Source organism: Gilliamella sp. W8145 (assembly GCF_016101145.1).
Taxonomy (GTDB): domain Bacteria; phylum Pseudomonadota; class Gammaproteobacteria; order Enterobacterales; family Orbaceae; genus Gilliamella; species Gilliamella apis_A.
On record NZ_JACFRC010000002.1, the window covers coordinates 242294 to 256249 of the forward strand.

General features: G+C 36.7%; 11 protein-coding genes and 1 tRNA gene. 6 read left to right on the forward strand and 6 right to left on the reverse strand.

From position 1 onward, the window contains the following. Positions 1–90: 90 nt before the first annotated feature. Complete coding sequence (gene queA, locus H3T80_RS08615; protein WP_198201409.1) at positions 91–1122, forward strand: tRNA preQ1(34) S-adenosylmethionine ribosyltransferase-isomerase QueA; 1032 nt, start codon at positions 91–93, stop codon at positions 1120–1122. Between the two features lie 45 nt (positions 1123–1167). On the opposite strand, the gene H3T80_RS08620 is transcribed toward queA, so the two are convergent. Then, the gene (locus tag H3T80_RS08620) at positions 1168–1848 is read right to left on the reverse strand and encodes a M48 family metalloprotease (RefSeq protein WP_198201410.1); all 681 of its coding nucleotides are present in this window, start codon (positions 1846–1848) and stop codon (positions 1168–1170) included. 139 nt (positions 1849–1987) lie between these two features. Here H3T80_RS08620 and tgt point away from each other — a divergent pair, with 139 nt between their 5' ends. Both tgt and H3T80_RS08630 read left to right on the forward strand, forming a co-directional pair. Next, positions 1988–3139: a tRNA guanosine(34) transglycosylase Tgt gene (tgt, locus tag H3T80_RS08625; RefSeq protein WP_198201411.1), complete on the forward strand. Its 1152-nt coding sequence runs from the start codon at positions 1988–1990 to the stop codon at positions 3137–3139. A 60-nt stretch (positions 3140–3199) separates the two neighbouring features. Continuing rightward, a tRNA-Pro gene (locus tag H3T80_RS08630) sits at positions 3200–3276 on the forward strand. Positions 3277–3663: 387 nt separating this feature from the next. Here the strand turns inward: H3T80_RS08630 and H3T80_RS08635 are convergent. The 3 genes from H3T80_RS08635 to H3T80_RS08645 are packed head-to-tail and all read right to left on the reverse strand — an operon-like array spanning position 3664 to position 9204. Continuing rightward, complete coding sequence (locus H3T80_RS08635) at positions 3664–5430, reverse strand: ABC transporter ATP-binding protein (RefSeq protein ID WP_198201412.1); 1767 nt, start codon at positions 5428–5430, stop codon at positions 3664–3666. Next, complete coding sequence (locus H3T80_RS08640; RefSeq protein ID WP_198201413.1) at positions 5420–7174, reverse strand: ABC transporter ATP-binding protein; 1755 nt, start codon at positions 7172–7174, stop codon at positions 5420–5422. The genes H3T80_RS08635 and H3T80_RS08640 overlap by 11 nt, the downstream gene beginning before the upstream one ends. Before the next feature lie 29 nt (positions 7175–7203). Continuing rightward, positions 7204–9204, reverse strand: a complete 2001-nt coding sequence (locus H3T80_RS08645; RefSeq protein ID WP_198201414.1) for a TonB-dependent receptor — start codon at positions 9202–9204, stop codon at positions 7204–7206. A gap of 150 nt (positions 9205–9354) precedes the next feature. Between H3T80_RS08645 and H3T80_RS08650 the strand changes: the two genes are divergently transcribed. Continuing rightward, positions 9355–10287, forward strand: coding sequence for an AraC family transcriptional regulator (locus tag H3T80_RS08650; protein WP_198201415.1), 933 nt, complete (start codon positions 9355–9357; stop codon positions 10285–10287). 8 nt (positions 10288–10295) lie between these two features. Here the strand turns inward: H3T80_RS08650 and H3T80_RS08655 are convergent, their stop codons facing one another. Continuing rightward, complete coding sequence (locus H3T80_RS08655; RefSeq protein ID WP_198201416.1) at positions 10296–11483, reverse strand: MFS transporter; 1188 nt, start codon at positions 11481–11483, stop codon at positions 10296–10298. A 370-nt stretch (positions 11484–11853) separates the two neighbouring features. Further along, positions 11854–12885 (reverse strand): LacI family DNA-binding transcriptional regulator, encoded by a 1032-nt coding sequence (locus H3T80_RS08660; RefSeq protein WP_198201417.1) that lies wholly within the window; start codon positions 12883–12885, stop codon positions 11854–11856. 316 nt (positions 12886–13201) lie between these two features. Between H3T80_RS08660 and H3T80_RS08665 the strand changes: the two genes are divergently transcribed. Then, positions 13202–13645 (forward strand): PTS sugar transporter subunit IIA, encoded by a 444-nt coding sequence (locus H3T80_RS08665; protein ID WP_198201418.1) that lies wholly within the window; start codon positions 13202–13204, stop codon positions 13643–13645. A gap of 31 nt (positions 13646–13676) precedes the next feature. Then, complete coding sequence (locus H3T80_RS08670; protein WP_034900870.1) at positions 13677–13949, forward strand: PTS sugar transporter subunit IIB; 273 nt, start codon at positions 13677–13679, stop codon at positions 13947–13949. Positions 13950–13956 lie beyond the last annotated feature (7 nt).

Below are 13956 nucleotides of genomic sequence, written 5' to 3' on the forward strand. Positions count from 1 at the left end.
ACGCAACTTTAATAATAATCAACAAATAATTACTTGCTTCGTAATAATTAGCCATTTAGACTAGTGCCTCTTTTTTTGAGGAACATAATTATGCAACTGTCTGATTTCAATTTTACTCTTCCCAAAGAACTGATTGCAAAATACCCTTCAGAAACAAGAAGTTCTTGTCGATTATTAGCTCTTAATGGCCATTCAGGTAAAATTGAAGATAAAGTATTTACGGATATTGTTGATTGTATTAATGCTGGTGATTTACTCATTTTCAATAATACTAAAGTAATTCCTGCACGGTTATATGGAAAAAAAGCATCAGGTGGAAAAATTGAGGTATTGATTGAACGATTGTTAGAGGGAAATCGAGCACTTGCACATATTAAAGCCTCAAAATCACCTAAAATAGGAGCAGAACTCATTTTAGGTGAAAATGATAATATCCAAGTTACCATGGTTGCACGCCATGATGCATTATTTGAGCTACAATTTCCTGACGATGTGCTTAGCATTTTAAATGAAATAGGCCATATTCCATTACCACCTTATATAGATCGCCCTGATGATGCTCAAGATCGTGAAGTATACCAAACCGTTTATAGCAAAGTTCCTGGCGCTGTCGCAGCCCCAACAGCTGGTCTTCATTTTGATAAACCTTTATTAGACAAACTTAAACAAAAAGGTGTTGAGATGGAATTTGTTACCTTACATGTTGGTGCTGGTACATTTCAGCCTGTAAGAGTTGAAAATATTGAAACTCATGTTATGCATGCCGAATATGCAGAAGTTCCTGAATCAGTCGTAAAAGCAGTTTTAGACTGTAAAGCTCGCGGAAATAAAGTTATTGCCGTAGGAACAACATCAGTCAGAGCACTAGAAAGTGCGGCACAACTAACTGGAACTATTGCACCTTTTTTTGCCGATACCCGAATATTTATTTATCCTGGCTATCAATTTAAAGTCATTGATTCTCTGATCACTAACTTTCATTTACCTGAATCAACTTTAATTATGCTGGTTTCAGCATTTGCTGGCTATGAGAACACTATGAATGCTTATCAGTATGCCGTAAAAGAAAAATATCAATTCTTTAGCTATGGTGATGCAATGTTAATTACTAATAACAAATGATTTCTAGCTAGAGTAAATCATGTGTATTCAATACATTAAAAATAGTTAGTGACGATTCAATCTATCAACAATATTGGATATTCGTTTTATTCTTGATGGATGCGAGGTTGGTTGACTTTTAGAATGAATTGGCATTTTTGTTAACATATTGAGCAAACCAATTGGATCTATATTTTCTCCTACTAATAAGTCAAAAGCATAACTATCCGCTTCAACCTCATATTGATGTGAGGTTTCTTCTTTTACAATAATCACAAGCTCATGGGCTTTATCTGTAATTTCAATATAGGGAGCTTGTCGAAACAAATTTATTCCATGTTTTAGGACTATATGAGCCTGTTCATGCGCCAGTACTGCTTGTAACTCATTATCTTCAAGTAATTTCATTAAACCACTATTAACTCGAATACAACCATTTGCAGTTGACCAAGCATTCGGTTCAGTATCAATATAAACTTTATAATTTAACTCAATATTATTTATTTTTTGCGGTAAACTTTGGGCTATTTTAGATAATCTACGATTGAGATGATGATAATTAGGAGGAATTATCGCTCTATTGTCATTTTCAATACAAGCTTGTTGACTAATTGCCAATATATCATGTTCCGATAAGGTTTTAATTCTTTCAGATGAGACTATAGTAGGAGTTATTCCAGTTTGGTTCTGACATCCAACCAACATTAGCATTACAACACATGAGATAAATAAAATAATAGATTTCAATGGTTCGAAAATCCTTACAAATATTGTCTATTTAAGCCTAGCACGATAAACTAAGCAACACTACTTAATGATACAAGTATGTATTATAGCAATAATTGGCGCCAAACTGTTTATTTGGTCGCAAGAGGTTAATATAAAAATGAAATTTGAGTTAGACAATACTGACGGCTTAGCTCGTCGTGGCCGTATGAAGTTTGATCGTCGTGGAGTGGAATATGCCGTTGAGACTCCTGCTTTTATGCCGGTTGGTACCTATGGCACAGTAAAAGGTATGACACCGGAAGAAGTAAAAGCAACAGGAGCACAAATCTTATTAGGTAATACTTTCCATCTATGGTTAAGACCTGGACAGGAAATTATACGCAAACACGGAGATCTTCATGATTTCATGCAGTGGTCAGGACCAATCTTAACCGATTCAGGTGGATTTCAAGTTTTTAGTCTTGGTGATATTCGTAAAATAAAAGAAGAAGGTGTTTATTTTCGTAATCCAATTAATGGGGATTCTATTTTTTTATCGCCTGAAATCTCAATGGAAATCCAATATGATCTTGGTTCGGATATTGTAATGATTTTTGATGAATGTGCTCCCTTTCCTGCTGAATGGGACTATGTCAAAAAATCAATGGAGATGTCCTTACGTTGGGCAAAACGTAGCCGACAACGTTTTGATGAACTAAATAACAAAAATGCATTATTTGGTATTGTACAAGGTGGTATACATCAAGAATTACGTGATATTTCAATTAAAGGACTAACCGAAATTGGTTTTGATGGTTACGCTGTTGGTGGACTTGCTGTTGGTGAACCAAAAGAAGATATGCACCGCATACTTGAAGGAACCTGCCCACAATTACCTGCCGATAAACCACGTTATTTAATGGGAGTAGGAAAACCAGAAGATTTAGTTGAAGGCGTGCGTCGCGGTATCGATATGTTCGACTGCGTTATGCCAACTCGAAACGCCCGTAATGGTCATTTATTTGTTACCAATGGGGTTATAAAAATTCGTAATGCCAAATATAAAGACGATACGACACCATTAGATCCGCATTGTGATTGTTATACCTGTAAAAACTACACGAAATCTTATCTTCATCATTTAGATAAATGCGGTGAAATATTGGGTGCTCGCTTAAATACTATTCACAATTTACGTTATTATCAACGTTTAATGGCTGAAATACGCGAAGCAGTAGCAAATAAACGATATGAAGCGTTTGTTACTGAATTTTATCAACGAATTGGTAAAACACCTGCACCATTAGGTAACCAAACCAAACAAAGTTGATAAATTTTATATATCAACTATTGACACATTATAGTTAGCGCAGTATTATGCGCTTCCTAACGGCGAGTAGCGCAGCTTGGTAGCGCAACTGGTTTGGGACCAGTGGGTCGGAGGTTCGAATCCTCTCTCGCCGACCAATTTAATAAAAAAGCCTGCTCATTTGAGTAGGCTTTTTTGTTATTACTACTATGCATTTGATTCGAACCGATAAGAGATTTGATCTGAGTAGCACGAGACTGCGTAGCTTTAGCAACGACCCGTAGGGTGAGCATTAAATTCGAGTCAATCTTCTCTCGCCAACAAATATACCCGAATAACCTAATATAAAATTGTGTGAAACCGACAATACGGTAAGATACACAGTATATTCAAACTGATATACTATTGCTGCGGTCATCGAAAAGTAAGCATGGTCTGTGTATATTTGGGGAATTATCCTTGACTCTCCTGTTATGCCACCCGATATAACATCACATTATATAAAATTGTTTAATTTTGCCTGCGTTGAAGTGGTCATCGCGTTTTTATTCCTTCTTTGATGTAGTAAGCTGCCATGAGAGTGATTGCTGTTGACGCTGCCACAATTGAGTGTAAAGACCATTTTTGCGAAGCAAAGAGTCATGATCCCCTTGTTCCACCACACGCCCAGCATTCATAACAAGTATTTTCTGGGCCTTTTGTATTGTGTTCAAACGATGAGCAACAACCACAACAGTACAATGCTGAGATAAGTTTTCTAATACTCGATGTATTGCCAGTTCAGTAGAAGCATCAACACTGGCAGTCGCTTCATCCAATAAAATGATAGGAGCTTTTTTTAATAATGCCCTAGCAATGGAAAGTCGTTGACGTTCCCCGCCTGATAATGAGTAACCATTATCACCAATAATTGTTTGATAACCATCCGGTAACTTCTGAATAAATTCATCAGCCTGAGCTAATTTAGCTGCCTGAATAACTTCCTCAGCAGTTGCAGTCTGATTACCCATTAAAATGTTATCAAATACTGATGCCGAAAACAAAACAACATCTTGAAATACCATAGCAATATTGCGATCTAATATCTCACTAGAGATTTTTTTAGTATCATGTTCGCCCCAAAGAATCTGGCCGGATTGTGGTATCCACATTTGAGCAATTAGTTGCAACAGAGTGCTTTTCCCTGAACCACTTGGGCCAACAATAGCTGTAATCGCATTACTATGAATGTGACAGTTAATATTTTGTAAGACTGGGCTGGATTGTTCAGGATAGGTAAAACTAACCTGTTGCACAGTAATTTCATTGGAGCAAGGTATTACAGAAGAGTTCGCATCATTATATGAAGTAACCGGTGTTTCACTCAGTAGTTTTTTGATACGTTCCATAGCTCGTGAGCTAAATCGAAGTTTTATCAATCCATCTCCAAGTGTTTGTAACTGTCGATATACAATAAGTGAAAAAAAATTGAGCAAGATAAAGTGCTGAATATCTAAACTTTCCTTAAACAACAAATATCCACCTGATATTAGCAATAATAGGAAACTGAACTCACTGACAAAACCAAACAATGCAACTAATGCAGAGGGTTTAGTTTCCAACATCAGCTGCGCTTGATATTGTTGAAACAATGCATTAGAAAGACGCTTCCAGGCGGTACCAAACTGGCCAAAGCAACGAATAACGTTAATGCCTTGTATATAATCATATAACTCCGCTTGTGCATCACTGGCAGTATCCAACATTTTTTCATCATAACGACTAATGACACGCTGCGTTAATGTCATAACCCAAAAAGAGAAGGGAATAGTTATAATGACTAGCAAAGCTAAAAAGATATCGATCCAGCATAGAAGTGCCAATATTAATAACATCGTGACTATTGTACTGGTAAAGACAGCTAAAAAATGCGACCACAACCATTCGATTAGCTCAAGATCGGATGTTAAACGAACACTTAAATCACCGGTTCGTTTTGCTGAAAACCAACCTAGCGGTAAAGCGTGTAGATGGTTAATAATTCGAATTCTAGCTTCAGCCATCATGGCATAAGTCCCACCAAAAACGTGGCTTAATGCCAAATTACTTAAATAAATTCGCCCCAGTAGGCAGGACATTAAACCTATCGTGCTTAGTAGGATTATCTGTAACGAAATAGTTGTATTGAAAACTAACAATATAAGTTGTGCAACAATGTAATAACTTACTGTCAATAAGCAACCATCAAGTGCCGCCAGAAATAATCCTTTTGTTAACCGACGATCTTGATAACCAGCCAACTGATAACCTGCGCGCATAAATTTAATGAGCATATATTTTCTCTCCATCTAACTCGATATCTTGCCAAAGTTGACAATAACAGGGACAATTCAGAAGCAGTTCGTCATGACGTCCCTGACCGACTACTTTTGCTTGATCGACAACGATTATTTGATCTGCATGGATAATCGTTTTTAGGCGGTGTGCAATCATTAGTACACTTCGCCCATTGCAAAGGCGAGAAATAGCCTGTTGAATAAGCCACTCATTCTCACTATCTGCATAAGCAGTTGCTTCATCCAGAATTAAAAGAGGAGCATCCCTTAATAACGCTCTAGCAATGGAAAGTCGTTGACGTTCGCCTCCTGATAAACGGGTGCCATTTTCACCAATTTGGGTATCATATCCTTGTGGCAGAGAAAGAATAAATTCATGAGCACAGGCTGCCTGTGTTGCTGCAATTACCTGCTCATTATTGGCATCCGGTCGTCCAAGTAATAAATTTTCCATAACTGTGCCATTAAAAAGATATACATCCTGAGATACCATTGATATCTGTTTAAACAACTCTTCCACAGGCCAATGCTGGATATTGAGCCCTCCTAAAGTGATTTCACCATTATCACAGTCAAGTAATCGTGTTGCTAAACGTGCAATCGTTGTTTTCCCTGCCCCACTGGGTCCAACAATAGCGGTTAATCCATGTGGCAATGTACTAAAGGTTACATCTTGAAGAGCTGTTTTTTGCTGATCGTAACGGTAAGAAACGCCAGAAAATGACAGCACAAGGTTTCCCGATGGTAAACTTTCTTTATCAATCTCATGAAATACTGTCATCTGTGATGCGTTGACAATCTGGTTAAGACGATCTAAAGAACCCTGTCGCTGAGCTTGCTCTGATAACGCAAATACAAGGCGTAAAAACGGCTGAAGTATCACAGGCGCAATCAATAAACACAGTAACCAATCAACTGGTGTTAAATCGCCTTGAAAACAGCGCCAAGCTCCAATAGGAGCCACTAGGACTAAATTGCTTGAAAGTAAACAATTAAAACAATTCCAGCCAAACATATTCTTTTTACAGTAGTTTTCCATCCAAGGTGCTACATCACGAATTGTCTGGCTGAGTTGACGAAAAGAATCAGCCCTCAGTCCAAAACTTTTAATTACTGCAATGCCTCGGATATATTCACTCACCTTTTGGGCTATATTAAGCTGTAATTCTCCCCACTGACGCGCTTGTTCGGCACTACGTCGCGTAGATAACCATTGAAACCAAAACGCGATTGGCAATAGTAGGATTGCAACAAACGCCATGGGCAAGTCTATATAAAGTAACAATGATAACCCGGCGATTGGAAGAGTGAGCGCTGAAGCTACATCTGGTAAAAAATGAGCCAGAAAACTTTCTAATGCGGCAATATCATCATTGATTACTTTGCGTAAATCACTTGCTGTATGAGTATTAAAAAACGATAAAGGAGCTAATCCCAGCTTGTGAGCTAAATGTAACTTTAAATGATAAGCTAACTTTAATGCACCATGATGAGCACTAATATGGCTAATCACAATTAATCCCCAGCGAAGCAATATTGCAATGAATGCTACTACCAAACATAAATAGATAAGTTCAAGAGACACTGTAATACTAGTCAGTTCTCTCACCATTATGTAAAGTATCCAAATGGGTACCAGCATCATAATGGTTGAGATAATTGCTGTCAGTATTGATATCCAAAAAGTTTTACCCATTAACTTTATTAATAAGATAAAACGCAATGGTTCAGAAATGTTCATAACTGTCCTCGAACTTATATGAGCCAAACTTAAAATAAGTCAACTTTTATGTTAACGCCAGCAGTTAAGCCTTCGTTGAACTGAGCAAAAGCATTATTACCACGGGCATAACCGTATGTGCGGTAGCGTCTATCAAAAATATTGTTGATATAACCGGACACAGTAATCCTTTCATTGGCTTGCCAGCCAAGACTAATATCAGTTGTACTATAACTACCTTGGCGTAGTTGATTGCTACCATCAAAGTAAAGAGGGCCAGTCACATTCACAGCTATTCTAGGCATTACTGTACCTATTGACGTTCCAACTAAGCCATCTACGCTAAACCCAGCGCCATATTTAGGAATAAAAGGTACTCGATTATTAGCATAATCATCCGCAGTTACATTACTGGCAAACTTAGAGTGGGCTAAATTGCCATTTAATGTTGCAGCCCAGCCGGGTGCAAACAACCATTTTGCATCAGCCTCAATACCAAATGCATTTGCACTACCCGCATTTTGCAATGTTTGAAAACCCATCGGACCTGAGTAAAGCTGCATATTCTTAGTATGGGTATAGTAGACAGCACTTTGAAGCTGAAAATCGTCGATTTCATAGCGTGAACCAATTTCATAGTTAATCGATTTTTCAGCAGAAAAAGGCTCCGCTCGAGTACCGGCTTGTGGTGTAATAGTAAAGCCAGCAGCCTTATATCCTTGTGCGACGCGCGTATAGATACGCCAATCAGGTGTTAAAAGATAACCAACTGAAAACTGACCTAATACCTGGTTATCACTATTATTCCCGGCGGACCAGGCACTATTATTACCATAATGCGTCTTCGCTTTATCATGAGAAACACGTAAACCCGCTCCCAAATCAAATTGGGAAACATGCAAAGTTCCATCCATATACATGGCTAATGATTGCGAAGTAACAGAGGAATCAGTTGTGCTCGTTTGGCGGCTTTCATCAATATCCAGTCGGTATAAGCCAAATACTCCATCCCATAAACGGTTATCGCCTTGTGTTGCAGCGCGAATTTCCTGTGTATTCTGATCCCAATGCTCCGAGGATTGAGCTGAGTAAGGGCCATAAGGAAAACGACGTTCATATTTCAGTTGTTGCCAGGCACTACTAGCAGTCAGTAACCAATCGCCGAAATCATAACTTCCATTTAGAGTTTGACTATGTGTACGACGATGCATACGCGGATCTAAACTACCCGCAGACGTTAATAGTTTGCGGCTGTGTGTGTTTTTAAAGTCTAAATACGTATCCTGGGTTGAGTGAGTTCTATCTTCTGTTGCACTAAAATTGACTTCCCAAGGTGCGGTTATTGGCGCTAACCTGAATTTAATATTACCCGTATTTTCATTTGATCCCCCCAATCTGTGCGAACCAGTGGATGGATTATTGAATGCACCTGGTTGTGATTGGCGCAACAATGTGACGCTTCCATAAAATAAATCTTCTACCAGTGGACCACTGAGATTCAAACGGCTATGGTAACCTTTTCGGCTAGCAACACCATTATCAATATAACCACGAAATATATTATTAGGCTTTGCAGTGCTAATATTAACTATACCGCCCTGTGCACTGCGGCCATAAAGAGTTGCCTGCGGGCCCTTCATCATGGTGACATGCTCTACATCGATCAAAGACTGGACTAAATTAGTCGACAATTGTGGTACACCATCAACATAAAATGTGATTGCAGGCGAATAAAAATCCTGAGCAGAAGAGATACCTCTTAGTGATATTGCTGGAAATAGCAAATTACCACTGTTTTGTATATTCAAGCCAGGCAGTACCCGAGAGAGTTTTTTAGTATCATCTACCCCCGCAGCTTCGAGTTTAGCCTGGGAAATCGTGTTAGAAGATACATTGCGTGAAGAGGCTGCTTTATTCGATTGTTTACTTGCAGTTACAATAATAGTATCAAAGTCAGTTTCTCGGTCGCTTTGTTTAGTTATTTGATCTGCAAACAATTCTTCATTATATAACAAGCCTAATACACATAAAAATACAAGTTTTTTTTTCATCGATTATTATCCACTGTTACTTTTCTTTTTGAGCCAAAAACTCATTCTAAAATAGAAATTGGATAATGCTGGTGTACAAAATCTTCAAAAAAAGTATAATCAAGTATAATGATAATTATTATCATTTGATTGTAAATTAAGAGGTAAATGATGAAAACCATTCGCTATAGTAAAAATACCCCAAAAAGGGTAACAAAAGACAAACAACTTTTTGAAAACACTGAATGGTTTAATATACAAGGATTGCTCAATGCTGGCTTCGTAGAAATGGCTCCGCTACAAGATATTCAAAATAACACAAAGGTTGATAAGCATTTATCACTCGTGTTTATGCTGAATGGGGCTGTGCATCATCATATACATGGTTCTAAATCAGTCGTATCTTATCAACCAAATAGAGTCTATCTCTCTTATTCACGCGATACGATATATGGCACCGATTTTTTTCCTGCTAATTACTGCTATAACATCATATTGTTACAATTCCGTCCTGACGAACTATTAAAGATATTCAATGAACGTCCACTAAATAGCTATCGTGCTAATATGCAATTTTCTTCACCAAATTTCTGTATTTGGCGGCTAACACTTACACCAGTGCTCAAAGATATAGCACAACGATTGCAAGCAGCCAGAAGATCTTCTGATGCTTTATCACAACTCAATATACAGAGATTAAGCCTTAACGCGCTATGGTTAACATTAGAGCAATTAAAATACTCCTCATCGACAGATGGAGAACCTATTAAGAGTAACTTAACAGGTCGAGATCGCAAAAATGTAATTAATGCACAATCATTTATACACGAAAACTTTCAAACTCATATACTCATAAAAGATATTGCTAAAGTTATTGGAGTAAGTGAATCTAAATTAAATAGAGATTTTAAAAAGATGTTCGATATTGGTATACACCGCTACATTATCAACTATCGTTTGCAACAGGTGACAAAATTGCTGAATGAAAGCACATTAACCATCAGTGACATAGCTATTCGATGCGGCTTTACCTGTGCTGGACATCTCTCCAGACGATTTGTTGAGGTGTTTGGTGTCACACCTCATGCTTATCGTTGCAATTAATACAAAATCTATACTGCTTTTAAGATTGAGCTTCGATACAAAAAAATAAGTACGAATAAAGCACAGCCTAAAGTAAGATTGAAGAGTGTAACGTAACCCATATAATGAGCAACGATACCACCGATATAACCAGAACATCCGGCAGCAAATGCTGCTCCGCATTGAAATAATGTAAAATCTAACCCAGCTTGCTTCAATGACGCTTGTGTTGTTAGGAATGAGTAAAGACAAACTAAGCCCACGGAAAAAGTGTAGTTAAAAAACAGATAGCTAACAATAAGCCATAGTGGATTTATATCAGGCTGAAGACTTAATATGATAAAGCAACTGATTGACAAGCATTTAAATAACGTCGCCAATAAGAGTGCCCAGCGATAGCCTATAATTCGGATACAGAGCATACCTGATAAAGTGCCCAGCATCCCACAAGCAGCACCACCAAAACTGGTTACTTTGCCTAAATTCTCTAGAGAAAGTCCGGCGTCAATCACAAAAGGAGATAGCATAGATGAAATTAAACGACCACTAATCTCAAAGAAAAAGACTAAAATAATCGCCTTTAGCATCATTGGTTGCTTTAGTGTTTTAATGAGAGATGGTCTCTGATAGCTTTTTTCTGTAACAGGAAGCTGATTGATACTCGGCGCTAATAATAAAGGTAGCAATAAAAAGAGTAGTAATGCACTATAAACAAGTAAGGAGGATTGCCATCCCCATTTATCAAATAGATAGATTAACCCGCCACCGCCTACTGCCATTCCTAAATAACCACATCCAATCCGTAATCCATTACCGATACCGTATGATTTTGAATTTAAATTCTCAATCATATAAGCATCACAAGCAATCTCACTCGTGCAACAAACTAATGATAGTAAAATTAATAGTAAGATTAGTGTGATGAACATATTTTCATGTAAGAATGATAGGCCAATTAATATCACTGCCAGCGCCACTTGCCCTGCAATAACAATTTGTTTGCTGCGAATTTTCCCAGATGCAGTGACTCTATAACGCTCAACGCCAGCCGCCCAGAGTACTCGAAGTGTCCAAGGAATCATAGCAAGTGACACTAAACCAATAGTGTACAAATCTACCTGATGACTGCGTAGCCAGGCCGGTATCGCTTGAAAGACAATACCACCGATTAATGTTTGAACAAAATAAAATGAGCCAATTGCAAATATAAGTTTCAAAAGAAATCCACCATAAAATATAAAAGTACCCACAAAAATACAAAGGAATTTTTCATCGATTATTATTCACTGTTACTTTTCTTATTGAGCTAAAAACTCATTCTAAAATAGAAATTGGATAATTCTGGTGTACAAAATCTTCAAAAAAAGCACAATCAAGTATAATGATAATTATTATCATTTGATTATGCCTAAGCATTACTTCGTTTATTTAGCCAAGTACTGCGAAACAGTGTTGCTATGGCCACGAACCAAAGAACGAGCATTAAAGACGAGTCAATCCTCGCTCTCGTCGTTCTTGTTATTCACGTCGCTATTAGATTAATTCAAACTTAGAGTATTTCTTTAAACAATTAACTTTCTGGTTAAATTACAAACTATCTCTTAAGCAAATTTTTGGTGTTAGAGTTGAGATTTCAAAATTTGAATGACCACTTTTATCTGTTAATTCATTCAATAATAAATTACCAATATACTCACCTTTTTTCTTTGAAGGTAGAGAAACTGTTGTGAGCGTTGGAATACTTACCTGACTAAATTCACTATTACCAAATCCACAAACAGCTAATTGATAAGGAACTCGAATATGCCGTCTTTGACATTCATAAAGCACACCACATGCCAGCTCATCAGTTGTACAAACTAACGCATCTAATTCAGGCCAATTCAATAAAATATCTGGCAGTAATTCACTACCAGTACTAAAATTAGCTGGTTTAGCAGGATTAATTATTCTATGGGTTGGCAAGTGATTGTTTAACATAGCTTTATGCCAACCATGTAACCGCTGTTGAAAAACATGGCATTGGTGGTTAGCACAAAGTAAACCAATATTGCGATAGCCTTTTTTTATTACCTGTTCCGTCAACATACTCATTGCCAAACTATCATCTACTTCTATATGTATATTAGCCAATTCATCATACTGCTTACCAATATTGAAAGTAGGAATTGTTTTATTGTTTAATATTTTTTCAATAAAATCATCATGTTCAATATAAAAAAGTAATATCGCTTCAAGATTATTACTATAGAGAGTATCTAATAGTTGTGATTCTCGTTTATAAAAATAATAAGATTCAAATATAACTGTGGTATAACCTTCTTTAAGTAAATATGCTTGCAGTGAATTAAGGGCTATGCGGGTTGAATCTTCATAAATTTTTGTAGTAATAACAGCAATAACTTTATTGGCAGAAGCGGATGCTAGCAAGCTAGCTGCAATATTAGGTTTATAGCCTAATGTCTCAACAGCTAATTGGATTTTTTGGCGCAGTTTATCCGATACCTTATCTGGCGTTCGCAATGCTCGTGAAACAGTCATCGTACCAACACCAGCATATTTAGCGACATCAAATAAAGTAGTTTGACCTGTACTTCTGCGTTTTTTGGTATCTTGCATATTCGATCTCAACTAGAGCTAACCAGTAGTTAAATGTATACTCCAAATCCTAAAAACATTAACAATTACAATATGTTAATTAATTAATTTAAATGTTTAATCAAAATAATGAGATTATTATAATATTATGCTATGACCATTTTTTTTCAAATATATATTAAAAATGCTATCTAAATCACAAAATAGAAAAATTATTCACGAAAAAATGATAGCGCTATCACATTTTTGTTCTTTTTAAATTATTATTGTTAGCCAATGTGTTAATTTTCTATTATCGTAATATTAACAAATAATAAATCAGTTTTTCGGAGGTAAAATGTTAAATCAATGGCTAACGGGTCAAACTGTAAAGATTGTTGATTCGGTGAAAGATTGGAAAGAAGCAATTAAGCTTTGTGCTGCTCCATTATTAGAGAACAAATCAATAACACCAAACTATATTGATGCTATCTTTCAATTGCATGAATCTATTGGTCCTTACTATGTATTAGCACCGGGAATTGCAATGCCTCATGCCAGACCCGAACAAGGGGTAAATAATTTAGGTTTATCAATGCTATTAGTTAAAAATGGCGTTAATTTTAATTCAGAAGAAAATGACCCTGTTTATTTAATTACTTTGCTGGCCGCTAGTGATAGCACTAGTCACATCGAAATGTTAACTCAGTTAGCATCATTATTCGCTGAATCAGATGATGTTAATTCAATTTTTAATGCTAAAAATAGCGATGAAATTTTAACAGTAATTGATCGTTATTAAATTCAAATCAATTAATAGAAGGATAAATAATATGAAAATTATGGCAGTTTGTGGTTCTGGGCTTGGTAGTAGCTTCATGGTTGAAATGAATATCAAAAAAGTACTCAAAAAATTAAACATTGATGCAGAAGTAACACATGCAGATCTCGCCTCCGCCACACCAGAACAAGCGGATCTTTTTGTGATGACTAAAGATCTAGCTGCAAGCTCTGGCATTCCACAAGATAAATTAGTGGTTTTAAATAATATTATTGATATCAACGATTTAGAACAGAAACTCGTTGAGCACTTTAATAAAGCCTAATTATGAG

What these genes read in the sequence shown, in the direction of transcription:
- queA (WP_198201409.1), top strand. Translation starts at nt 91, where the DNA reads ATGCAACTGTCTGATTTCAATTTTACTCTTCCCAAAGAACTGATTGCA.
- tgt (WP_198201411.1), top strand. Translation starts at nt 1,988, where the DNA reads ATGAAATTTGAGTTAGACAATACTGACGGCTTAGCTCGTCGTGGCCGT.
- H3T80_RS08635 (WP_198201412.1), bottom strand. Translation starts at nt 5,430, where the DNA reads ATGCTCATTAAATTTATGCGCGCAGGTTATCAGTTGGCTGGTTATCAA.
- H3T80_RS08640 (WP_198201413.1), bottom strand. Translation starts at nt 7,174, where the DNA reads ATGAACATTTCTGAACCATTGCGTTTTATCTTATTAATAAAGTTAATG.
- H3T80_RS08645 (WP_198201414.1), bottom strand. Translation starts at nt 9,204, where the DNA reads ATGAAAAAAAAACTTGTATTTTTATGTGTATTAGGCTTGTTATATAAT.
- H3T80_RS08650 (WP_198201415.1), top strand. Translation starts at nt 9,355, where the DNA reads ATGAAAACCATTCGCTATAGTAAAAATACCCCAAAAAGGGTAACAAAA.
- H3T80_RS08660 (WP_198201417.1), bottom strand. Translation starts at nt 12,885, where the DNA reads ATGCAAGATACCAAAAAACGCAGAAGTACAGGTCAAACTACTTTATTT.
- H3T80_RS08665 (WP_198201418.1), top strand. Translation starts at nt 13,202, where the DNA reads ATGTTAAATCAATGGCTAACGGGTCAAACTGTAAAGATTGTTGATTCG.
- H3T80_RS08670 (WP_034900870.1), top strand. Translation starts at nt 13,677, where the DNA reads ATGAAAATTATGGCAGTTTGTGGTTCTGGGCTTGGTAGTAGCTTCATG.